Raw genomic sequence first — 24,045 nt, 5'->3', positions numbered from 1 at the left:
AAGCCCTGTCATGACGTACGACTCCCTGGTCAACCGTGGCGACTACTTCTCGGCTCACTACCTGGCCGAGGTGCTGCCGAAGGATCTCAAGTCGGGCCTGCTCCAGAGGTGGAAGGAGCGCGAGGAGGCGGCGAAGCCGCCCGCCGGCGACGAGGGAACCGAGGAGGAGACGTCCACCGCGCCGACGCCCGGCCGGACCGAACTCCCGGTGACCCCGCGCGCCGGACTGCGGGCGCTCCGTCGGGGCTACTTCCGCGCGCGGTCCTCCTTCGCCCTCCCCGAGGACGAGGACGGCATCATCAGCGTCCGCGACACCGACGACGACGTCCTGACCTACCGGGCGCCGAAGTGGCGGGAACAGGTCCAGGCCCTCAACGCCGAGGTGCTCCGCGCGCTCGGCTATGACGCGAAGCCGCGCGTCCTCTCCGTCGAGCGTGCGGGACGGGCGTACGAGGTCCCCGTCGCCCACGCCGAGAAGGGTCTGGTCGCGCTGGACTGCGGCTGGGCCGCCGAACCCGACGCCGCGCTCGACCCGAAGGGCCGGGGACGCCTGCTGGAACCGGTGCCGCTGGACGGGCCGCACCCGGTGGAGACCGGCGCCAAGCTCGCCGCTTTCCTGTTCGCCTGCGAGGAGCCGCCCCGGTACGTGCTGCTGCTTGGCGGCGGGGTGATCGTCCTCGCCGACCGCGCGGTGTGGGGCGAGGGCCGTTATCTCGGGGTCTCCCTCGACACCGCGCTCCAGCGCAACGACACCCGGGCGGGCGGCGAACTCGACACCGTGGCCGCGCTGTTCGGCGCGGACTCGCTGCGCACCCCGGAGGAGGGCGGCGAGAACCCGCTGGCCGAACTGGTCGGCAAGTCGGCGAAGCACGCGGTCGGGGTCTCCAGCGACCTCCGCGACGGCCTGCGCAAGAGCGTCGAGCTGATCGCGAACGAAGTCCTCCAGCGGCTGCACGAGCAGGGCGTACGCCCCGAGGACATCGGCGAACTCCCGGATCTCGGGCGCCGGTTGACCCGCGAATCGCTGCGCTACCTCTACCGGATCCTGTTCCTGCTGTACGCCGAGGCCCGCCCCGAGCTGGGCATCCTGCCCGCCGACTATCCCGAGTACCAGCAGGGCTACGGACTCGGCCGGCTCGGCGAACTCGTTGCCGAGCGGGAGCCGGTGGGCGACACCGCCCGCAACGGCTTCTACCTGTACGAGTCCCTGGACCTGCTGTTCCGCAAGGTGCAGGACGGCTACCGACCGCGCCGCACCCACGGCGTGGAGGCGGCCGCCGCCGACGCGGCGGACTCGAGGATCAGCGAGGACCTCGGCCTGCGCTTCGAGCCGCTGCACAGCAAGCTGTTCGAGCGCGACGCCATCCGCCTGATCGGCGCGGACTGCCTCCCCGACCCGCGCCACGACTCGGACGAGGCCCTGGCGCGGGGCGAGGCCGTCCGTTACCTGGGCACCCGGCTGCGCAACGCCACCCTCCACCAGGTGCTGCACAGCCTGATGATCACCCAGGGGAAGCGCGGGGAGCGCGGCGGCTTCATCTCGTACGCACAGCTCGGCATCAACCAGCTCGGCGCGGTCTACGAGGGCCTGATGTCGTACAGCGGCTTCATCGCGGGCGAGGAGCTGTACGAGGTCGCCAAGCACGGCGACCCGAAGGACGGTTCCTGGCTCGTCCCCCAGTCGAAGATCGACGACTACCACGACTCCGTGTTCGTCCGGCGCCGGGACCGGCACACGGGCGAGGACGTCAGGGTGAGCCATGCGCCGGGCTCGTTCGTCTACCGCCTGTCCGGCCGCGACCGGCAGACCTCCGCGTCGTACTACACGCCCGAGTCCCTGACGCGGGTCACCGTGCAACTGGCCCTCCAGCAGCTCCTCACCGACACCACGGAGGCGAAGGACCTCCTGGACTGGCGGATCTGCGAGCCCGCCCTCGGCTCGGGTGCCTTCCTCAACGAGGCGATCAACCAGGTCGCGGCGGAGTATCTGCGGCGCAGGCAGGTCGAGTTGGGGCGGTCGATCGACACCGACCGGTACGCCGTGGAACTCCAGAAGGCGAAGGCGTACATCGCGCTGCACAACTCCTACGGCGTCGACCTCAACGAGACGGCCGTGGAGCTGGCCGAGGTCTCGCTGTGGCTCAACACCATGCATCCCGGCATGGAGGCGCCCTGGTTCGGCCTGCACCTGCGGCGCGGCAACTCCCTGATCGGCGGCCGGCGCGAGGTGTACGCGGCCGACCGCCTGAAGAAGGGCGGCTGGCTGGGGACCACTCCGGAGCGCTTCCCGTTGGCCGAGGCAGTGGGGGGTGCGTCGCTCCCGGAAGGCGCGGTGCACCACTTCCTCCTCCCGGCGAAGGAGTGGGGCTCGGTCGCCGCTGAGAAGGAGGCGAAGGCACTCGCTCCGACGGAGGCGAAGGCGCTGGCCGCATGGCGGAAGGCGGTCACGAAGTCCCCGACGGCCCGGCAGACGGCCAAGCTCCAGGGCCTGGCCCGCCGCGCCGAGTACCTGTGGGGTCTGGTCGTGCGACGGCTGGAGCTGTCGGAGCGGGACATCTCCCGCGACATCCGGGTGTGGGGAGCGGAGGACGACTGGCTGCGCCGGCCGAAGGCCGCCGTGCAGCGGGACGCGATTCTGGCCGACCTCCAGGCGGAGGACACCCCCTACTGGCGCCTCAAGACGCTGATGGACACGTGGTGCGCGCTGTGGTTCTGGCCGGTGCAGAGCGCCGCGCTGCTGGACGGTACGGACGAGCGGTACGCGCGGGCGGAGGCGCTGGCCGCGCGGGCCGCGGAGTTCGAGACAGTGAGCGGCGGGGCCGGTGCGGCGGCCGGCGCGGACGACGTTCTGCTGGCCTGGGAGGCGGACGCCCTGCCGGGCTTCACTGCCGAGCCCCAGCAGATGAAACTGACGCGGGACTCCGTGTCCCGCCGCCGCACCGGCCGCCGCGTGGAGCAGATCAGGGGCGAGCGCCGCGACGTCATCCCGCTCGCCAATCTGGACGACTGGATCGACTTCGCCGAGGCGCTGTTGGGCACGCAGGACGTGCCCGAGGAGTCGCTGGTGTCGACGTTCGAGACGCTGGACGACCTGTCCGTGTACGAGGACGAGCTGCCCGAGTGGATGGGCATGGACCGGTTCCAGTCGCTGGCGGACCGGTTCCTGTGGGCGGGCACGGCGCGGGATGTGGCGGAGGCGCAGGGGTTCTTCCACTGGGAGCTGGAGTTCGCGCAGGTGTTTGCGCGGGGCGGGTTTGAGTTGCAGGTGGGGAATCCGCCTTGGGTTCGGCCTCGATGGCAGGAGGATTTGGTTCTGGCGGAGTTGGAGCCGTGGTTCGTACTGGCGGACAAACCGAGCGTGGCGGAATGGCGGCTCCGCAAGGAAGAGGCGTTGGCCACACAATTGAACGGTCATCATTTCCTCCTCAACGAGCTGTCCGCTCATGCGGGAGCCGTCGCCACACTGGTCAGCCCAGCTGTCTATCCGCTCCTAATGGGTACCCAAGGCGATCTCTACCGAGCCTTCATGGCTCGGGTGTGGCAGCAGATCGCGTCTCACGGCAGTGCCGGTCTGATCCACCCGGACACACATTTTGGTGGCGTACGCGAAGGCGTGCTCCGGTCCGCCGTTTACCGCCATCTCCGATTGCATGCCCACTTTGTGAACTCGGCGAACTGGGCATTCGAGGACCTTAACCGTTCCGCGGAATTCGGAATGCACATCTATAGCACGCCACAGGAACCTGACTTCCTACACCTCAGCGAGCTCCGTGGCACTGAAGTTCTGCCCGCTTCCCTGCAGCACGACGGACAAGGCGTCGCACCCGGCATCAAGCACAACGGCTCGTGGGACATCCGGCCGCACCGCGAGCGTGTCGTACATGTGGACTCGGCTTTGTTGGCCAGTTGGCAGGCCCTGACGGGGTCAACGGGTGGGGCATCACAAACCCCATTGCTGTACCCGGTCCTTGCGGGCGAGCAAGGAGCCATTGAGGCGCTGGCCGCCTACCACAGCACTCTGGCCGACTACCGCCCGATGATCACAAGGGGGTACGACGAAGCCAACGCTAAGAAGGATGGATTGATCCGCTGGAGTAACCAAGCCGTCCCGGAGCTCTCGGATGTCATCCTCCAAGGTCCCCATTTTGCGTCAGCACTTCCATTTTCAAAAGAACCGAAGATCCCCTGCCGGAGCAACAGAGACTGGAACTTGCTCTCACCGAGGGAGCTACCCGAACGCTATACTCCCGTAACTAACTATGTTCGAGCCACCGATCAGGCAACATACTTGGCGGCCCAGGATTCGTGGCTCGGTAGGCCATTTACCGAGTATTTCCGGCTGGCATGGCGCATCATGATCCCCTTTGATAGCAGCCGCTGCCTTCATGCCGCCCTCATTCCGCCCGGCCCAGCTCATATTCACGGTGTGCACAGCATGGCACTGTCGAATAACTGCGCCACAGTGCTCAATGCTGGTTTTTGGGGCGCTCTCCCACTTGACTATCTCCTACGAATCACTGGCCGGGCCAATCTCATGACGGGCGAAGCGTTGAAGATGCTGGCTCCCGACCCGGACCACCCCCTCGCCCCCGCCCTCCTCCTTCGCACACTCCGACTAAACGCCCTCACCACCCACTACGCCCCCCTCTGGGCCGAACTGTTCGACCCCCGCTGGGCAGGCTACGAGGACTGGGCCAACCCCGACTGGCCCAACGTGAAGCCCCTCGCCGCCGGTTTCCAATCGGCCTGGCAATACGACACCCCGCTCCGCACTGAGCACGAGCGCCGCGCCGCGCTCGTGGAACTCGACGCCCTAGTCGCCGTCTGGCTCGGGATCACTGCCGACCAGCTCGCCGCGATCTTCAAGTCGCGCTACCCACAGCTGTACGACTACGAGTCGGCAACCTGGTTCGACGCCAACGGCCGCAAGATCGCCGCCGATTTCAACACCTACGGGCATGGTCAGACCAAGCAGGACTACCTCGACCTCATGGCTCACCTGGAAGACCCGGAGCACACCCCGCCCCCCGAGGGCTACCAGGCCCCCTTCTACAAGGCCGACCGCGAGGCCGAGATGCGAGCCGCACATGCCCACTTCCAGGCCCGGATGGACGCCGAGATCGCCGCCGGGCGCTGGACTCCGCCCGTCCGCGAGAAGACAAAGGCATAGTCGGCCAACACGGCCTGACATGAGTCTGCCCCCGGTGCAGAGCCAGGGGCAGACCCATCGCTTACTGACTGACGAAGCCGACGAACGCCGCCCAAGCCTCAGCATCAACCGCAAGGCCCCGACGGGCTACGTCCTTGGAGTCGCGTACATGGACGACATGAGGACAGACGGCGACCTCGATGCACTCCCCGCCCGAGCCCGTGCTGTAACTGCTCTTGAACCATGCCAACGCAGACGTGGTGGACTTCTCGGCGTTCATTGTTCTCCCAGCAACTTTTCGATGAAGGCCAGTGACGCACGTGGGGTGAGCGCTTGAGCCCTGAGGATGCCGTACTGCTCCTCAAGCTCCCGGACTGCCTTGCGCTCGGTGTGCAGGCGGCTGTCCTTGTACCCCTCCACGTAGGCGATCCTCCGCCCGTCACGCGTCTCGATCAAGGTGAAAGGCCCCTCAAGTCCAGCGTGCTCCTCCAAGTCGATTGGCACCACCTGGATTTCGACGTTGCGACGCTGGCCATAGAGCAGAACATGCTCCAACTGGCCCCGCATGACCGCCCTCCCCCCGAGTGGCCTCCTCAGCACTGACTCTTCGATGACGAAGCTGATGGTGGGCTGAGGCATGCGAGCGAAGATCTCCTGCCTGGCGAGGCGGGCCGCCACACGCTCCTCGATAACGTCCTGCGCCAGCAGCGGCCGCCACATGGTGAACACTGCGCGCGCATACTCCTCGGCCTGAAGCAGCCCCGGCACGGCCTTCGTCGCGTAGACATGCAGCTCAACCGCCTCCCCCTCCAACCGAGCCGCATCGCGGAAGAACGCCGGATACTGGGCCCGCGCCGCCTCCTCCTTCATCTCCAGCAGGACCCCGCCCGCGTCCAGCACCTCGTCCGCCTGGTCGATGAACCTCGGCGGCGGGACGCGGCGCCCCTGCTCGTACGCGGCGATGGTGGAGACCGAATAGCCCGTCAGCGCGCCGAACTCGGACCGCTCCAGCCCCGCCCGGAGCCGGAACCGCTTCAACTGACGCCCGAAGACCCGCAGAATGCCAGAGCCGGCGTCCGGTTCCGGCTGCCGCTCGTCACCGTCCCCGTCGACGTAGCCTGACGTCTCGTCCGCCTGGCCCGTCTCGTCCGTCGGTTCGCTCATCCCCGTACACCTCCCACGGCCAACGCATCCCCGCGCCGGCCGTCACGCTCCGTCCCGCCTACACCCGCGTACCGGACGCCCACAGCCACTCTCCGTGTGCGCGCCGTATCTGGTCACGCTAGGGCGGCACCGGCAGCGTGGACCACATGAACAGCCGAACTTCCTCCGCACGGCGACCCCACGAGGCCGAAGCGGCAGGCGAATCCCAGGCCAAGGCCGAGGGTGCCCGCCCGCTCCACGAGTTCGTGATGGCCTTCACCTCCTCGCCTCGCGGCGCGCGCCTCGCCCGCAGGCTGGTCTCCCACCGGCTCGACGCGTGGGGGCACCCGTACGGCGGCCGGGTCAACGACACCCTCACCCTGATCACCGCCGAACTGGTCGCCAATGCCGTCCGGCACGGACACGTCGCCGGGCGGGACTTCCACCTGCGGCTCACCGACGGCGCCGGCACCCTGCGCGTCGAGGTCACCGACACCCGGACCGAGCGCGTCCCGTTGCTCTCCGACCGGGAGCCGCCGGGCGACGCGGAGTTCGGCCGGGGCCTGCTGATCGTGGCGGGACTGGCGACCCGCTGGGCGGTCGCCCCGCGCGTGGGCGCACCGGGCAAGACGGTCTGGGCGGAACTGCGCCGGACATGAGACGCGCGGGACCCGGCCATCGGTAAGTACTTTCACGCCAACGGCCCGGAGGGCAAACTCCCGTGGGCGGCCGGTGTCAGTGCCGGGCACTAGTCTCGTTCGCCCGGCAAGGAGCCGGTGAACCCAGGGGGAGCACGAGACCGCCATGCCCGAATTCCACACCGGATACCGCCTCTCCGTCGTCGACGAGGACCCGCTGCGTGCCCGCAAGGAGGCGCGCGAACTCCTCGCAAACCTGGCCGAGTTGGATCCCACGGCCAGGCTCGACCTGCCCGCGCCCGGCGGCCCGGCGGGGGCCGGCGACAAGGGCGGCCCGTCCGCCGAGACCGTCGGGCTGTTGCTGAGCGCCGGTTCGTTCGTCGCCGCGCTGGTGCAGGTGTGGCTGGCGCGGGTGCCGCAGCGCACCCTCGTGGTCAAGCGGCCCGACGGGGCGACCCTGCAGATCACCGGCAAACAGGCCCGCGAGGACGACACCCTGGTCGAGCGGTTCCTCGCGGAGGACGGCGACGACGGCACGACGGCGGGCTGAGCGGCGATGACCGAGAACGACCGCCACGCCTTACTTGTCGGCGTCTCCACGTACGACAGCGAGACGTACGCCGACCTCCCGGCCGTGCGCGCCGACCTGCACTACATGCGGGCGGTGCTGGAGAACACCGAGATCGGCATGTACAACGAGTGCGCGCTGGCCGCCGAGCCGACGCGCGCGGAGATGCTGCACGCCGTCGAGACGTTCCTGGAGACCCGGCAGCCCAGTGAGACCGCGCTGCTCTATTTCAGCGGGCACGGCGAGTACTGCGAGCAGGACGGCCAGCTGTACTTCCTGCCCCGGGACACCGACCCCGCCGACCTGCCGGGTACGGCCGTACCGGCGGAGTTCCTGGAGCGGATGCTCCAGTCCTGCCGGGCCGCCTCGAAACTGGTCCTGCTGGACTGCTGCTCCAGCGGTTCCGTCGTCCAGGGCTGGACCGCCAAGGGCCCGTCGGGAGAACCGGACCGGCCGGCGCCGAGCACTCTGTTGCGGCCGACCGGCGTGTACTTCATCACCGCGTCCGACGCCCTCCAGGCGGCCTCCGCGATGGCGCCGCCGGGGTCGAGCCTGGGCACCTCCCGGTTCACCGGGGAGATCGTCGAGGGACTGCGCAACGGCCGGATCAAGGGCGGCGGCTGGATCACCCCGGACGACCTCTTCGAGTACCTGACCGCACAGATGACCCGCGACGGCGTGCCGGAGGAGCAGCGGCCCACCAAGTCCACGTTCCGGGCCACCCGGAGCCTTCCCTTCGCCCGGTCGGTGGCGCGACCCGTGCGGCTTCCCGCGCTCCCCCACGACGCCGCCGGGGCCGCCCCGCGCTCCCCCGCGCTGCTGAAGGCCCGGGAGCTAGCCGAGGCGGACGAACGGGACGGCGTCGACCGAGAGCGGCTGCTGCGGTACTACGCGGACTGCCTCACCGCACAGGCGGCGGCCGGTATGCGGCCCGACCGGGACGGCGGACGGGACACGAAGTACTTCCTGCTGGCCCAGGGCGAGGAGACCATCCAGTCGGGCCGCGGACCACACATCGTCGCGCCCGGATCGCTGCCCCGGCCACAGGTCGGGAAGACCGGATCGGACGCCCAGGCGGGGTCGCGGCAGGAGTACTGGTACGGCTACCCGGCGGTCACGCTGCCCGCGCGGGACGGCGGCCGGGGACGGCGCGCGACGGTGGAGCTGGCGCCGCTGCTCATCCAGCAGATGGAGCTGGCACCGGACGAGGACGGCCGGGACGTGCTTCGGCCCAGCGGCGTGCCGTCGCTGCACAGCGGCGTCGTCGCGGAACTGCTGGACGCCGGGGACGCCGCCGACCTGGTCGCCCGCTGGCAGCCCGCCTGGCAGGAGGGCAACGACGCCCAGATGCTGCGCGCCGTAAGGGAGTTGCTGGAGGAGCTGGGGCTGCCGGAACTCGAACCGCTGGACCCGTCCGCGCTGAGCGACCGCACGGTCATGCAGGCACTGCGGCCCGGCGCGCACAACGCGGCCGTGCTGCTGGTGCCGTCGGGCGCGGAGGCCATGGCCACCCAGGCGCTGGTGGACAACCTGCTCCAGATCTCCACGCGGACCGCCCAGATCACGGGCACCGCCCTGGACGCGCTGCTGAGCGGAGGGGCCCGGCAGGACCCCGCTCCGGCCGCGGCGGAGCCGGTGGCGCCCGTCGCTCCGGGGCCGTGCAACGAGAGCCAGGAGCAGGTGATCTCCTCGGCGATGACCCAGCCACTGACGGTGGCGACCGGGCCGCCCGGCACGGGCAAGAGCGAGGTCGTCACGGCGGTCGTCACCACCTGCGTCGCCGCCGGGCAGTCGGTACTGGTCGCCTCCACCAACAACGAGGCCGTGAACGTCGTCGCCCAGCGCTGCGACGACATCGCGCCCGGCCTGCTGATGCGGACGGGCAACGCGGAGGCGCTGGAGCGGGAGGCCACCAAACTGGAACGGCTGCTCGCCGAACCGGCCGGGGCCCCGCGGCGCGGATCGGCCACCGTGGGCGGCGAGTTGCGCAACACCCGGGGGACGGCCGACCGGCTGCGGGCGAAGGCGGCGCACCGCGTCGGTGAGGAGAGGCGGCTGCTGGAACTGCTCCGCGAACGGGAGGAACGGGCCGCCGCCCTGGAGTTGCCGCGGCCCCTCCTCGAAGGGGTCTGGGCGGCGCACGAGGACGACGTGGCGCCGCTGGAGCGGTGGGCGGGCAGGGCGCGGAAGACAGCCGCGGCCCGGTGGTGGCAGCTGGGGGCATGGCGGCGCGGGCGCGCGCTCGCCGCGCTGGTCGCGGCGGGGGCGGAGTGTCCCGAGGGGGACGGACCGGCCTGGCCGGAGTGGGCGACGGGACGACCGGTGCCGCCCGAGCTGCTGGAGTCCCTCGCCGGGATCGTGTCCGTGGAGCGGGAGGTGCGGGAACTCGTCCGCCGGCACGGGGAATGGGACGAGGCAGGGCTCAAGGAGTCACGGCTGGCGACGGCGGGAACGCTGTCCGACCTGTCGGCGGAACTCTCCCGCGCGCTGTCCACCGAGGCCCTCGACCGGGCCACCGCGCTCATGAACCAGCGGCTCCAGGCGCTCCGCCGCCGCTCCGGCTACCAGCGCAGCCAGAAGAACCTGATGACGCACATCAAGGGATGGGCCATCAGCACCCACTCGGTGCGGCAGCTGGAACTCACCCCGAAGCTGTTCGACCTGGTGGTCATCGACGAGGCCAGCCAGTGCTCCATCCCGTCGGTGATTCCGCTGCTGTTCCGGGCCCGCCGGGCACTGATCATCGGTGACCCCATGCAGCTCGGGCACATCCCCGGCGTATCACCGCAGCAGGAGCAGCAGGCGCGGAAGCGGACCGGGCTGAGCGCCGCGCAACTGGAGCACCACCGCCTCACCTACCACGTGTACTCCTCGTACCACGCTGCCGAACAGCACGGCGACAGCGCGCTGCTCCTCGACGAGCACTACCGCTGCCACCCGCGGATCGCGGACGTCGTCAACGGCCACTGCTACGGCGGCCGGTTGCGGGTGCTGACCGACGTGCGGGAACAGGTACCGGCACACGACCCGGTGGGAGCGGCCGATCCGGCACCGGTGCTCGGCTGGGCCGACGTACCGTTCGGGGAATCGGCGCGCGGCAGCGACGGCCGGTCCTGGCGGAACACGGTGGAGGCAGAGGCCGTCCGGCGCGTGGTCGACGGGCTGCTGGCACACCTCCCGCCGGAGGCGACGGTGGGAGTGGTCACACCGTTCCGGGCACAGAAGGAGACACTGGCCCGGATGTGGCGGGACGACGACCGGGTCCGGGTCGGCACCGTCCACACCTTCCAGGGCGGGCAGCGCGACGTGATGGTGCTCAGCCCGGTGGCAGCGCCCAACACACCGCCCCGGACGACGCATTGGGTCGCGAGCCAGGTCAACCTGTGGAACGTGGCCGTCACTCGGGCCAAGTCGCAGCTGATCACGGTGGGCTGCCGCGCCTTCTGGCAGGAGCAGAACGGCCTGCCGGCCCTCCTCGCCGCGCGCTCGGCACCGCTGGGAGCGGGCGAGGACGGCGCGACGGCCGAGGCCGGTACGCCCGGCCCGGTGACCGGAGTGCGCGAAGACCTCACCGACCGCGTGCAGCGCTACCTGACGGCACAGGGCATCACCGATCTGGAGCGATCCGTGCTGGTGGGCGGGCACCCGGTGGACCTGCTCTACACCGACGCCGGCGAGAACACGGCAGTGCTGATCGACCCCGGCCCGGGGCCCGGCGGGGACCCGGCGCGGCACCTCCGGCTCACCCACGCGCGAGGCGACCTGCTCACCGGACTGCCCTCCGGGGGCCATGGCGCCAAGCCCTGCCCGGTGAGCCGGACGGTGCGGGTGCCGGCCTGGCGGGTCCTGGCGGGCGAGACCGCGCTGGCACCGCTGTTCGACTGAGCCGAGGACGGCGCGGACCGGGCTCCGGCCGCCCGGCCCGGCGGCCCGCTCAGCCGCCCGGCAGGCTCCGCACGACGTACGTCATGTGCTGGAGGTTTCCCGCCCGCAGCCACTCCGTGGGCCCGCCCACACCCTCGCCGGTCGAGAGCGGGCCGTGCGCGCAGGCGCTCAACCATTCCTCGCCCTGCCCGGCCCCCGCTCCCCGGAACTCGGGCAGTTCGGTGATCCGGCGAGCGGCGGCGCGGTTGACGGCGATCCGGTCAGACCCCCGGGCCAGCGTTTTGAACAGGAGGTACGAACTGTCGGTGGTGTAGCGGAGTACGCCCCAGGGCGGACCGCCTTTCCTCCCGGGTGCCGGGGCCTGCGCGAGGGCACTCGGGGGCTGCACCCCGTAGTCGCCGTAACCGAGCAGCGGGGCGTAGGCCCGGCCCGTCGCGCGCACCTCGTGCCACATGCGCCACTCCGCCCGCGCCTGCTCACACGACCCGTCCGCCAGCATGTCGGCGGTGACCCGGGGAAGGCCCCCTCCGAGCAGAGCGGTGCTCCGCCAGACCGCCAAGGGCATCAGCGCATCGAGGGCGCGCAGCGCCTCCTTGCCCGCGTCGGGCCGATCGCCAAGAACAGCGCCCATGTCGAGCAGCAGATCCACGGACACCTCCGGACCGGTACGGGCAAGCAGGCCCCGGACATCCTCCCCGAGGCGACCGTCCCACTCCCCCGTGACCCGCACCCGGACACCCAGTCCGCGCAGACAGCGCCGGGCCGTCTCCACCGCCGCCCACTGCTGCGCCTCGGTCCTCTCCGGGCCGGTCACCGGCCGCAGCCGTCCCAACTCGCAGTAAACGGAGAGTGCTTCGGCAAGCGCGGCGGTCTGGGCATCCTCGCCGAAAGGAGCGTCGATCCATCCGCCGTGGCGGCTCACGGCACTCGCCGGGCCGACGTACTTGCCGACCACCGTGGGCAACGTCTCCGGGGCCGCCCCGGGTAACGGCGGCAGGTTCCACAGCGGCCTGATCGCGGCCTGGACGTCCGGCCACAACCGCCGGAAGACCCCGGCCGCGTGCGGCCTGGTCGGCAGAACGGGAACATAGAGCGGTCCGGACATCGCGGCTCCCCCTCGGCACCGTCCGTGCGCATCCCTTCCCACCAGATTCCGTTCACCACGAAGCACTTGAAAAGAGCGCGATTTCGGCCCGCCTGGCCGAAGTGTTCAAGTACCTGGTGGCGGTGTGACGCAAGTTGTACGCTTCGTGATGCTCGGTGGTCGGACGCGCCAAGTGGACGATTCACGTGGGGAACTGAGCGGCACTCAGCGGCACGCTTCAGGACCGTCTGCCGTGCGCCGAACAATTCGCTGACCGGGCGCGCGATCGCCTGGCCGTTCCACGATGGGCGCGAGGCGTGAACCACCGGATACTCGGTCTGACCGTGCGGAACTTCCGCACCCTCACCGACACGAAACTGCCTCTCGGGCCGCTGACCGTCATGGTCGGTCCGAACGCGGCGGGCAAGTCGAACGTATTCCACGCTCTGGAGTTCCTGCGTAGCGTGTCCGAAGACGGCATCGAACTGGCGCTGGAGGGGCGAGGCGGCTTCGAGGCCGTGGGCTTTCGAGGCGGATCCAGACCGGTGTCCCGGATAACGATCGGCATCGAGGGCATCTGGTCGGACTTCGCGTCGAAGGAACACCCGGACAGCTACGAGCTGAGCGTCAACCGGCGTCGCGTGCCGACGCGCGACCATGTCCTCTACCGGCAGGAGCGGTTCACCCAGCACCCGCGGCAAGAAACGGAAACTTCGCTCAACCTGAAGAGCGCGGCCGCGGAGATCAACAGCTCCCTGGCAGCCGACGTCCTGAAGGGCACCACCGACCTGGACCGGATGGCGTCCGCACTCCACCAGCCACTGCCCTGGACCGCGGACAGCCCAACGGCCCACGCGGTGGAAGAGATCAGGCGGCACCTCTCCGGCATCCGGGTCTTCGATCCGGACGTGCGGGCCGCGCGGAAGCCTTCCGCGATCACCCGGTCAGGGCGCCACCTGAAGGACGACGCCTCCAACCTCGCGGACTTCCTCAAGACGCTCCGAGCCATCAGGGACGAGGAGGGCCGCAGGTACATCTGGGAGGCACTGCTGGAGGACATCAGAGCGGTGATCCCCCACATCCGCGACATCCACATCGTGGACACCCCGGGGACGTACGACCATCTCTCGATCGAGCTGGAGGAAGAGGGCCTGCGGGGGCGCACCCGGCTGGAAGACGCCTCCTTCGGAACGGTGCGCGTCCTGTGCCTGCTGTCGATCTTCCACGATCCCGAGCCGCCGGCTCTCACCTGCATCGAGGAGATCGACCACGGCATCCATCCGCACGCACTGGAACTCCTCGCGGTGCGACTCCGGGAGGCGAGCCGCCGGGCGCAGTTCCTGGTCACCACTCATTCTCCCGTCTTCGTCAGTGAACTGACCCCGGACGAGTTCGTGGTCTGCGAGAGAGACGCGGACGGGGCGTCGCGCATCCCGGCGCTCACACCGGACGAGGTGCGCGAGGTCATCGAAGCGTCCGAGGGCATGCCCATCGGGGAACTGTGGTTCGCGAACACGCTGGGGGGCGGGCTGTGAAAGGCAAGGGAAAGACCGGCGGGAAGAAGGACTCCGTCATAGTCGTCGCGGGCGAGGGCAACTTCGACCGGGAGGTCCTCCGGCACCTCGTTCGGGCCTTCCGCCCCGACGCAAAGATCGTCAATCTCCGGGACAAGACCTATCTCAGGGACGCCGACAAGCAGCTGACCCCGCGCATCGACAGACTGCGCACACTGGTGCAGGGCGCATCCGCGCGGGCGGAGTTGGCGGGCATCGTGGTGCACGTGGACCTCGACCTGGTGAACGAGGAGAAGTATCGCGAGATCCGCAGACGTATCAGCGCCGAACTCCGGAATGCCTTCGCGTGCCCGTTGGCAATTGCACTGGCGGCCTTCGAGATGGAGGCATGGCTTATGCAGTTCCCCTCTGCGTTCACCAAGGTCAATTCCAGCTGGGCCCTCAAGGCCCGGTACAGAGGCTGTGACCTCGCCAAGGTCCACGACCCCAAGAAAGTGCTCAGAGAGCACTCGTGGAGACCTCCGTATCAGGTGTCGGACGCTCCCCGCATCATGGAGAAGGCGCTCGGCGCGGACGGGAAGGTCATCCGCCCCGAAGGGAAGAACCGGTCGTACGACGAGTTCGTCGCAGAGCTGGCAGCCTGGTAGCCGACCTGCGTGACCTGCGGCTCCGGGCGGCAGCAGGCCATCGGGAACGCCCGCACCGCGGATATACGGTGGTACCGATCACCAGGGCACCGGCATTGCAAGGGGGACCGTCGTGAAGCCCACCATGGCCGCCGCACAGCTCCGCGGCAGTCTGACGCAGTACCTCACGACGACGTACGCCCTCGCCGACGAGACCACCCGCGGCGCCCTCGAACGCTTCCTCGGCCACCCCGAGACCGGTATCTTCCGCGGGCCCTACCTGAGGATCCGTACACCGTTCCACGTCGCCGACGACGGCTGGCGGCGGGAGGTGGAATGGTCCGCGGGATTCCCCGGGTTCGCTCCGTGGCGGCACCAGGCGAAGGCGTGGGCCCGGCTGTCCACCCTGCGCGGGCCCGCCCGGCCGACGCTGGTGACCACCGGCACGGGCTCCGGCAAGACCGAGTCCTTCCTGATCCCCGTACTGGACCACTGCCGGCGCCAGAAGGCCGAGGGCCGGCGCGGGATCAAGGCGGTGCTGCTCTATCCCATGAACGCACTCGCCACCGACCAGGCGGGACGCATCGCCGACTACCTGGCGCGTCCGGAGCTGGCCCAGGTCACGGCGGGTCTGTACATCGGCGACCGACCCGACACCGACTTCCGGCGGGTGATGACGCGGCGCGAGGAGATGCGCCTCTCTCCGCCCGACGTGCTGATCACCAACTACAAGATGCTCGACCTGCTGCTCCAGCGCGGCGAGGAGCGGGGGCTGTGGGAGGGCGCCGAGCCCGCGTACGTCGTGCTGGACGAGTTCCACACCTACGACGGCGCGCAGGGCACCGACGTGGCCATGCTGCTGCGCAGGCTCGCCGCCGCCACCGGCGCGGCCCGGCCCGGCCGGCCCCTGGGGACGATCTGCCCGGTGGCGACCTCGGCGACCCTCGGCGAGGGAGCGCCGGGGAAGGGGGACGGGGGCATCCTCGACGTCGCGGCGCGGGTCTTCGGCATGCCGTTCGGGGCGGACGCGGTCGTGGGCGAGGAGCGGATGGCCGCCGACGAGTTCACCGGCGCCGTCGACTACGAGCTGCCCGAACCGCCGTCCCCGCAGGACGTCGTCGCGGTGTCCGGCGGGCCGGACGTCGAGGCACGGCCCGACCTGCTGGACCTGGATGCGCTCGCCACCCGGCTGCTGGGCCGTTCCGGCCTGGACGCCTTCCGCGTCGGACGGCTGCTGAAGCGGCACGACTTCACCCTCGGCGTTCTGTCGCTCCTCGACGGCGAACCGCTGGACGAGTGGACGCTGCGGGACCGGCTGGGCCGGTTCGGCTACTCCTGGGGCCGCACCGCGCGCGAAAACCCCCGGCTGGCGCTCCAGGCGCTGTCCCGGTTCGTGGCACTGCTGTCCGCCGCCCGCGACCCGGACTCCGACGAGCGCCGGCCCCGGCCGCTGCTGCACATCGAGGCGCACCTGTGGGTGCGGCCCGTGACACGGGTGCTGCGCGGAGTGGGACCGACCCCCGAGTTCCGCTGGTACGAGGACGACCGGACCGCCGCGCGCCGGGCCGCGCTCAGCGCCACGCCGCCTGGCGAGGAGGACTCGGACGCCTCCTCGGGGAGCATGCCGTCGTACGCGTCGAGCCGCCGACCGCAGCCGCTGCCAGGCGCCGACACCGCCCCGCGCCCCGCCCAGGTGCACCTTCCGGCCGTGTACTGCCGCAACTGCGGACGCTCCGGATGGGCCGCCTTGTCCCCCGAGGCCGACCCGCAGCAGCTCGTCACCGCGCAGGACCGCATCTGGCGGGCCGGCATCGGCCGGGACAAGCGGCGCCTGCGCTACTTCATCGCCGCCACCCCCGGCGAGCGACAGCAGGCACTCGACGCGCTGACCGGCGCCCGGCCCTCGGACGGCGGCGTCGACCCGCTGTCCGTCGTCGTCCTGGACGGCGGAGGAGGCACCTACCGGCTGCCCACCACCGCGGACGACGGGGAACTGGTCGACGCCTGGTTCGCGCTGGCCGTGCTCGACCGGAAGAGCGCCGACCAGGCCGCGAAGGACGACCGGTGTCCGGCCTGCCACACCGACAACAGCATCCGCTTCCTCGGTACCGCCCAGGCGGCCCTCGCCTCGGCGACGGTCACCCAGCTGTTCACCGGCGGCGACATCGCGCTCGTCCCGGAGGAACGCAAGACGCTGCTGTTCAACGACTCGACCCAGGACGCGGCACACCGGGCGGGATACGTCGCGAACGCCTCGTACAAGTTCTCGCTGCGCTCGCTGCTCGCGCACAACCTGGAAGAATCAGGGGCTCCGACGGCGCTGAACGATCTGATCGGCTTCGTCCTGGAATCGGTGGACGATCCCGAGGCGCTGGCCGCCGTAGTACCTCCCGACCTCCACGACGAACCGGGGGTCGACCGCCTGCTTTCCGGCCGGGGCACGGGCGATGCGCGGACCTGGCGGCTGATCGGCGAGCGTCTGGCCTTCGCGACGGTCATGGAGTTCGGGCTGCGCAGCCGCATGGGCCGCACCCTCGAACTGACCCGGACCGCGGCGGCCGAGGTGACGGTGGCCGACCCCGACAGCGTCACCGCCCTGGCACGGGACGTGCATCTGGCCCTGCCAGGCCAACTGCTGGCCGTGGGCGGGCTGCCCACGGCCGAACGCTACCTGGCCTACGTCCGGGGCCTGTTGGAACGGCTGCGGCTGCGCGGCGCGGTGCGGCACCGCTGGCTCGACACCTGGATCAAGGAAGCCGGCACCAACCGCTACCTCATCTCCGGGCGCAGGCCCGAGGGCATGCCCGCCTTCCCCGAGGGCGTCGCTCCGCCGCGCTTCCTGTTGGACGGGCAGAAGGACGGATCCGAGTTCGACACGGTCACCGGACGGCTGGGCTGGTACCAGGACTGGACCCGCAGATGCCTGGGCCTGGACGCCGCCGCGGCGACCGAATACCTGCGCAGGCTGCTGCCCCACCTCGCCGACGCCGGTGTCCTGTCGACGCGGACCGCCCGCGACCGGCAGACCCGGGTGTACGGGCTCCAGCCCGGTCACATCCAGGTCCGGCTGCTCGACGACGCCGTCGTCAACAGGGCCTTCGTCGCCTGCGAGGACTGCGGCTGGCAGCAGGTCGTCGTCCCCGAGCGGCGCACCCGCTGGTACGGCCATCCCTGCCCCCGCTATCGGTGCAAGGGACAACTCACCGCCCCTCAGCCCCACATGGTCTCCACCGGAGTTGAAGGCATCCGACCCGCCAGGCCCGTGCGGGAGCGGGACTTCAGCCGGGATTACTACCGTCGCCTGTACCTGACGGGCGGCACCTTCCGCGTGGTGACGGCCGAGCACACCGGCATGCTCGGCCGTCCCGAACGGGAGCGTGTCGAGCGCGCCTTCAAGGCGAGCACGCACTACACCGACCCCAACGTCCTGTCGTGCACCCCGACCCTGGAACTCGGCATCGACATCGGCGACCTGTCGGCCGTCCTGCTGGGCTCCCTTCCCGCCGGACCGGCCAACTACGTGCAGCGGGCCGGGCGGGCCGGACGACGCACGGGCAACGCGCTGGTGGTCGCGTTCGGCGGACGCCGGGCGCGCGACCTGTACTACCTGGACCAGCCACGCGAGATGATCGCCGGGACCATCCTGCCGCCGGGCTGCTATCTGTCGGCCGTGGAGATCCTGCGCCGCCAGTACACCGCCCGGCTCCTGGACCTGGCGGCCCGCGGGGAACTGCGGACCTCGGACGGCGAGACGCTCGCACCCGTGCCCCGGCTGTCGTCCGCCCTCTTCGGTACCAGCGGATGGTGCCAGGATCTCGCGGACGCCGCGCAGACGCACGGGGCGAGCCTCGTGGAGCAGTTCCTCGCGCTGTTCCCCGCTCGCGACGGCCAGGACACCGCCGCGGAGGGCGTCTCGGAGCACGCGGCGGACGCACTGCGCGCGTACGCGACCGGCGGGATCGTCCGGGTGCTGCAGGAGGCGGAGGAGGACTGGACCGGCCGACGCGAGGAGGTGCGCCGCAGAATCGCGGCGATCGACGAGGCGGCCGGACAGCTGGCCCGGTCCGACGACTCGCAGGACCAGGAGCGGCGCGAACTGCTGGCCGAGCGTCGTGCCGCCGGTGACCTGTTGCGGGAACTGAGCCAGTCCGCCGCGCACGCCACCCTGGTGGACCTCGGACTGCTGCCGAACTACAGCCTGACCGACACCACCACCCGGCTGGAAGCGACGCTGTACTGGTCGGAGACCCCCGACGAGGAAGACGGCCCGCAGGAAGAGGGGGCCCGGCCGGCCGGTGCCAAGGTGTACCGCAGCGAGACCCGGGACTACGAACGGTCCAGCACCCTTGCCCTGACCGAACTCGCCCCCGGCAACAGCTTCTACGTCAACGGCTACCGGCACGTGGTGCGCGCCCTCGACATCGGCGGTCCCGACCGGCGCGCCTGGTCGGTGTGGCGGCTCTGCCCCGCCTGCGGCTATGTGCGGAGCGAGAACGCCGAACGCGACACGGCGCCGTGCCCGCGCTGCCGCGGCCGGGAGATCGCCGACGCCGGCTGCGTCCAGTACGTGCTGCGGCCCCGGCGCGTGCTGTCCCGCGACAAGCGCGAGGACGCCAGGGTGCGCGACGACCGCGACGAACGCGACCGCAGGCGCTACGCGACCCTCACCACCGCCGACATCGACCCCGACCGCCTCGTTACCGGGTCCTGGCGCCACGACGAGGCCGTGTTCGGCGTGGACTTCACCCGCCACGCCACGATCCGGACCCTGAACCTCGGTCTCGACCGCGAGGACGGCAGCAGCACGGTCCCGCTCGCCGGGGAGGACGTCCGCCTCAACCCGTTCTACGTCTGCACCTCGTGCGGCGGCGCGACGGCCGACGGCAGACCGGTGGTGGACGTACCTCAGCACGCGCTCACCGAGTCGGGGGCGACGACCGCCCCGGCCTCGGCGCACCATCTGCTGTGGTGCCCGCGCCGTCGGGTCCACGGCGCCGCGGCGAGCACGGCCGGAGGCCATGGCGGGGGTCGGGACGTGCCCCTGCTACTGGCCCACGAACTGACCACCGAGGCCGTCCGCATCCTGCTGCCCGCCTCGGTGGCCCGCGTCAAGGAGCGCCTCGCGTCGTTCACCGCCACCCTGTTCGCCGGGATCGCCGCCCGCTACGGCGGCGATCCCGACCACATCGACATCGCCGAGGCGACCATGCCCGACAACGCGGGCGACCCGGAGGCCGACTGGCCCCGGCGCTTCCTGGTCGTGTACGACCGGCTGCCTGGCGGCACCGGCTACCTGCACCGGCTGGCCTCCTCGGACGGCTTCCGGGAGGTGCTGCTCAGGGCACGCGAGGTCATCGAGCGCTGCCCGTGCCAGGAGCAGGGCCTGGACGGCTGCCACCAGTGCCTGCTGCGGCGGGTGCCGGCCGCCGACTACGACAAGGTCAGCCGCAGCGAGGCCCGGCAGATGCTGGACGAACTGCTCGGTGCCGACGGCGAACGCTGGCGCACCTCACGGGTGACGACCACCCAGGACATCCCGCTCCAGCGGCAGGCCGAGAGCGACCTGGAGGTGTTGTTCGTCGAGACGCTCCGGGACTGGGCGAAGCTGGCGGAGTCGAAGGCGGCGGCGGACGCCTACACCACCTCGGCCGGCACCTACGCCCTTGATCTCAGGCTCACGGCACCGGACGGGTCCACGGTGAGCTGGCGCGTCTCCCAGCAGCGCGCGCTGGACGGCACCCGGCCCGACATACTCCTGGAGCGGTTGGACTCCCCCGGCCCACGCGTCGCGCTGTACCTCGACGGCTACGCGTACCACGCCACCCGCGAGCACAACCGGCTCGCGGACGACGCCAGGAAGCGCACCCGGCTCCGGGCCGAAGGGCTGCGGGTGTTCCAGCTGACGTACCACGACGTGATGGCATGGCGCCGTCGGATCAACGACACCGGTTACACCGGGACCGACACGGACACCTCCGTCTGGACGCCCTACGCCACCACCGGACAGCAGCGCGCCCGCGACTACTACGACCGGGTGGGCCGCGGGCTGCCCGGCGAGTTGGCCGAGACGATGTGGGTCAACCCCGCGCGAACGCTCCTGGCCTACCTGCGCTCGCCCGATCCCGAACGCTGGCGACGGCGGGCGGAAGCGGTGGCCGCGGGCATGAGCGGGGCGGACGGGACCCGTGGCGCCGCCCTCACCGGCCCCGAGGCCGCCGCGGGCCTCCGAGAAGCGCTGCGCGGCGGCGTACCCTCCGGGGCCGCAGGGCCGGTGCGACTGCTGTACGGCTCCGATGCGTCGGGCTGCCGCGTGGTGCTGGCCGCCGACGGCAGGCAAACACCGCCCGTGTGGACGGGACTGGCGGTCCTTTGCGACGGCATCGCGGCCCTGGAGGACGGACCGGCTCACAAGCGGCGCTGGCGCGCCTGGCTCTGGTGGGGCAACGTGCTGCAGTTCCTCGAACACGGCGGCGGTGACAGCGCGCAGCTGACGTCGGGCATGATCGAGGGCTTCGACCCCGAGGTCCTCACCGTGACCGGCGGAGAGGGCTGGCTGACCTCCGCGCGGGTCCCGGTCCACCGGCCCGCGGAGGAGCCTTCCGCCGTGGGAGTCGCCGCTGTACCCGCCGTCCCCGCCGTCACCGGCGACGAGACCGCCGCGCGGGAGCCGGAGGCCGCCGAGCCGCACAGCGGCCCGGACGACGGGCGGGACCCCCGCTGGAACCGTGTCATCGAGTTGCTGGATCCGGAGGAGCCGGGGCTCGCGGCCCTCGCGCACACGCTGGCCTCGGCGGCGGTGCCGGTCCCGAGGGACGGTTACGAACTGGACGGCCACGGCTGGCAGGCCGAACTCGCCTGGCCGCACGCCCGGATCGGCGTGCTCCGGGCCCCCCGCCCGACCGCCGACGAGCCGGACTACGAGGCCGAGGACCAGGAGCGCGCCTTCACGGCGGCCGGCTGGACGGTCCGCACGGCGGCCGGCTGGGACGGCGCGGAGCTGATCGCCCGGCTCGACGGCCGGGACCGGAACAAGGACACCACCAGCGACGGGGAGCCGAAGCGATGACCACCTCCTCCGGCGTCACACTGCGCCTGCTCGACAGGGCCGACAAAGAAATCCTCAAGCTGCCCCGCACGGTCAAGGGCGCCTTCTTCGACTTCCAGCACAAGTTCAGGACGAACCCGAACACCACCGGCCTCAAACTCCAGCAGCTCAAGGGGGACCACCGGCTCTGGTCGGCACGCGTCAACGACGAGTACCGGGCTCTGCTGCTGCGCCTCGCCGACGACGACTGGCTGATCGTCTCGGTCAAGCACCGCAAGCACGTCTACAACCGGCTCTCGTACGGCGTCAACCAGGTCACCGGCGGCATCGAGTACGTCGATCTGGAGGTGGTGGAGGACAGCGTCCTGGGCAGGCTGCCCGACGCGCCCGCTCGGACACCGGCCGCACCCGAGCCGCGCCCGCCGGCTCCCCCCGGACCACTCCCCCCTGCACCACGGCCCGAGCCGCTGTTCACGGCCTGGTCCGACCGCCAGTTGTCCGAACTCGGCGTCGCGGAACCCCTGTTGCCTGTCATCCGCACGCTCACCACCGAGGACCAGCTGCTCGGACTCGTCGAGTACGCGCCGCAGCTGACCGGCGAGGTACTGATCGCGCTGTTCGACGGCGCGTCGTACGACGACGTACTCGGCCAGGTGACCGGGCCGGTGGCCGCCACCGAGCCGGTCGACCCGGACGACTTCGCGGCCGCCGCCCAGCGGCCTGCGACGGTCGTCACCACCACGGACGAGGACCTCCGCGGGGCACTGGAGAGCGCGGATTTCGGCCGCTGGAAGAGTTTCCTGCACCCCACTCAGGCCAAACTCGTCGAACGCCGCTACAACGGCCCGGCCCGGGTCGGAGGTGGGCCGGGCACGGGCAAGACCGTCGTCGCGCTGCACCGGGTACGCCACCTCGTCCGGCAGCTCCCCCCGGGACACGACAAGCCGGTCCTGCTGACCACCTACAACAAGAACCTCGCCGCCGACCTGCGCTCCCGTTTGCTGGAACTGGGCGGTGAGGGACTGCTCGGCAGGGTCGACGTGAGTCACGTCGACCAGCTGGCGCTGCGTGTCGTCCGTGAGGCCGAACCCGGCAACGGCAAGCAGGCCATCGACGACGGACAGGCCGTACGCGAGTGGCGCGCGCTGCTCGACGAGTTGGGCGAGGACACCTGGGACCCGGAGTTCCTGCACGAGGAGTGGACCCAGGTCATCCTCGGCCAAGCCGTCGGCAGCCGCACCGACTACTTCCGTGCCCGGCGGGCCGGGCGCGGCAAGAGCATCGGCCGCGGCGAGCGGGCCGAGATCTGGCAGCTCGCCGAGCGCTTCACCCAGCGGCTCGACCGGCTCGGACGACAGACCTGGGACCAGGTGGCGGAGCGCGCGGCACGCCTTGAGATGGGCCGCGAACAGCGCATCCGGAACATCGCCCGGCAGCGGGAGGAAGCCGGCGGCCTCGACAACATCCACCTGACGGACGGCTCCGCAGGCTGGCTGCGCTACCACTATCGCCACATCGTGGTGGACGAGGCCCAGGACCTGCGCCCCGCCCACTGGAAGATGCTGCGCGCCATGGCCCCCCGTACGTCGGACGACCTGTTCCTGGTGGGCGACACCCACCAGCGCATCTACAAGAACCAGGTGACGCTGGGCAGTCTCGGCATCAACATCCGCGGCCGGTCCGCGAAGCTGACCCTCAGTTACCGCACCACACGGCAGATCCTGCGCTCGGCCCTCGGCGTCCTGGGTGAGACCACGTACGACGATCTCGACGGCGGCACGGAGACCCTCGCCGGGTACCGGTCCGTGCTCAACGGCGGGCTCCCGACCGGGCACGCCTTCCCGGACTGGGAGGCGGAGCGAGAGGGTGTGGCGGCTTTGATCACGGGGTGGGACGCGGACACGGACACGGCCATTCCGCATGAGCAGATCGCGGTGTGCGTCCCGACCAATCAGATGGCGGCGCAGATGGGGTACACGCTGAAGTTGCACGGCATCGACTCGGTCGAGATCCGCTCCGACGGACCGAACGGCTCCGCCGGCGTGCACATCGGCACGATGTTCCGGTTCAAGGGGCTGGAGTACCAGCGGATGATCCTCGCCGGCGTGACCGACGGGCTCGTTCCGCGTGAGGACGTGGGCCGGCTGCGTGACCGCGAACCCACCCGCTACCGGCACGAGATGCAGCGGGCCAGATCCCTGCTCTTCGTGGCCGCGACCCGAGCGCGCGACAGCGTGGACGTCTTCTGGCACGGCACGCCCAGCCCGTTCCTCGACAGCTCATGGGCGGAGACCGGGCACAGCGGCAGGTGACACCCGGCCCGGGGGGATTTCCGCCTTGGCCCGCCTTCCCCCGGGCGGCGGCCCTAGGGTCGTTCCCGCACGTCGTCACGC

11 protein-coding genes are annotated in these 24,045 nt (G+C 70.9%); 8 read left to right on the top strand and 3 right to left on the bottom strand.

The window, feature by feature from the left end; all coding sequences use genetic code 11:
* The first annotated feature begins 10 nt into the window (after positions 1–10).
* On the top strand, positions 11–5,170 hold the full coding sequence (locus tag ACGFWI_RS00210; protein ID WP_393903617.1) for a class I SAM-dependent DNA methyltransferase: 5,160 nt from the start codon (positions 11–13) through the stop codon (positions 5,168–5,170).
* Between the two features lie 61 nt (positions 5,171–5,231).
* On the opposite strand, the gene ACGFWI_RS00205 is transcribed toward ACGFWI_RS00210, so the two are convergent.
* A complete protein-coding gene (locus ACGFWI_RS00205) occupies positions 5,232–5,429 on the bottom strand; it encodes a DUF397 domain-containing protein (protein WP_393903616.1) in 198 nt (65 codons plus the stop codon).
* The gene (locus ACGFWI_RS00200; protein ID WP_393903615.1) at positions 5,426–6,313 is read right to left on the bottom strand and encodes a helix-turn-helix domain-containing protein; all 888 of its coding nucleotides are present in this window, start codon (positions 6,311–6,313) and stop codon (positions 5,426–5,428) included. The genes ACGFWI_RS00205 and ACGFWI_RS00200 overlap by 4 nt, the downstream gene beginning before the upstream one ends.
* A gap of 146 nt (positions 6,314–6,459) precedes the next feature.
* Between ACGFWI_RS00200 and ACGFWI_RS00195 the strand changes: the two genes are divergently transcribed.
* The 3 genes from ACGFWI_RS00195 to ACGFWI_RS00185 all read left to right on the top strand — a co-directional run bounded on the left by ACGFWI_RS00195 (position 6,460) and on the right by ACGFWI_RS00185 (position 11,383).
* Complete coding sequence (locus ACGFWI_RS00195; protein WP_393903614.1) at positions 6,460–6,951, top strand: ATP-binding protein; 492 nt, start codon at positions 6,460–6,462, stop codon at positions 6,949–6,951.
* A 145-nt stretch (positions 6,952–7,096) separates the two neighbouring features.
* Positions 7,097–7,480 (top strand): hypothetical protein, encoded by a 384-nt coding sequence (locus tag ACGFWI_RS00190; protein ID WP_393903613.1) that lies wholly within the window; start codon positions 7,097–7,099, stop codon positions 7,478–7,480.
* A gap of 6 nt (positions 7,481–7,486) precedes the next feature.
* Positions 7,487–11,383 (top strand): AAA domain-containing protein, encoded by a 3,897-nt coding sequence (locus tag ACGFWI_RS00185; protein ID WP_393903612.1) that lies wholly within the window; start codon positions 7,487–7,489, stop codon positions 11,381–11,383.
* Positions 11,384–11,432: 49 nt separating this feature from the next.
* Here ACGFWI_RS00185 and ACGFWI_RS00180 read toward each other — a convergent pair whose 3' ends face one another.
* Positions 11,433–12,488, bottom strand: coding sequence for a beta family protein (locus ACGFWI_RS00180; RefSeq protein WP_393903611.1), 1,056 nt, complete (start codon positions 12,486–12,488; stop codon positions 11,433–11,435).
* Positions 12,489–12,784: 296 nt separating this feature from the next.
* Between ACGFWI_RS00180 and ACGFWI_RS00175 the strand changes: the two genes are divergently transcribed.
* From ACGFWI_RS00175 to ACGFWI_RS00160, 4 genes are all read left to right on the top strand, one after another.
* Positions 12,785–14,002 carry an AAA family ATPase gene (locus ACGFWI_RS00175; protein ID WP_393903610.1) on the top strand — a complete coding sequence of 406 codons (1,218 nt, stop codon included), beginning with the start codon at positions 12,785–12,787 and terminating at the stop codon, positions 14,000–14,002.
* Complete coding sequence (locus ACGFWI_RS00170; protein ID WP_393903609.1) at positions 13,999–14,628, top strand: hypothetical protein; 630 nt, start codon at positions 13,999–14,001, stop codon at positions 14,626–14,628. Before ACGFWI_RS00175 ends, ACGFWI_RS00170 begins: the two co-directional genes overlap by 4 nt.
* Before the next feature lie 112 nt (positions 14,629–14,740).
* Complete coding sequence (locus ACGFWI_RS00165; protein WP_393903608.1) at positions 14,741–21,673, top strand: DEAD/DEAH box helicase; 6,933 nt, start codon at positions 14,741–14,743, stop codon at positions 21,671–21,673.
* Positions 21,670–23,964 (top strand): UvrD-helicase domain-containing protein, encoded by a 2,295-nt coding sequence (locus tag ACGFWI_RS00160; RefSeq protein WP_393903607.1) that lies wholly within the window; start codon positions 21,670–21,672, stop codon positions 23,962–23,964. Before ACGFWI_RS00165 ends, ACGFWI_RS00160 begins: the two co-directional genes overlap by 4 nt.
* Positions 23,965–24,045: the final 81 nt, after the last annotated feature.

This window comes from Streptomyces sp. NPDC048434 (assembly GCF_043200375.1).
Taxonomy (GTDB): domain Bacteria; phylum Actinomycetota; class Actinomycetes; order Streptomycetales; family Streptomycetaceae; genus Streptomyces.
This window is presented reverse-complemented; position numbering and strand designations above follow the sequence as displayed.

What these genes read in the sequence shown, in the direction of transcription:
- ACGFWI_RS00210 (WP_393903617.1), top strand. Translation starts at nt 11, where the DNA reads ATGACGTACGACTCCCTGGTCAACCGTGGCGACTACTTCTCGGCTCAC.
- ACGFWI_RS00205 (WP_393903616.1), bottom strand. Translation starts at nt 5,429, where the DNA reads ATGAACGCCGAGAAGTCCACCACGTCTGCGTTGGCATGGTTCAAGAGC.
- ACGFWI_RS00200 (WP_393903615.1), bottom strand. Translation starts at nt 6,313, where the DNA reads ATGAGCGAACCGACGGACGAGACGGGCCAGGCGGACGAGACGTCAGGC.
- ACGFWI_RS00195 (WP_393903614.1), top strand. Translation starts at nt 6,460, where the DNA reads ATGAACAGCCGAACTTCCTCCGCACGGCGACCCCACGAGGCCGAAGCG.
- ACGFWI_RS00190 (WP_393903613.1), top strand. Translation starts at nt 7,097, where the DNA reads ATGCCCGAATTCCACACCGGATACCGCCTCTCCGTCGTCGACGAGGAC.
- ACGFWI_RS00185 (WP_393903612.1), top strand. Translation starts at nt 7,487, where the DNA reads ATGACCGAGAACGACCGCCACGCCTTACTTGTCGGCGTCTCCACGTAC.
- ACGFWI_RS00180 (WP_393903611.1), bottom strand. Translation starts at nt 12,488, where the DNA reads ATGTCCGGACCGCTCTATGTTCCCGTTCTGCCGACCAGGCCGCACGCG.
- ACGFWI_RS00160 (WP_393903607.1), top strand. Translation starts at nt 21,670, where the DNA reads ATGACCACCTCCTCCGGCGTCACACTGCGCCTGCTCGACAGGGCCGAC.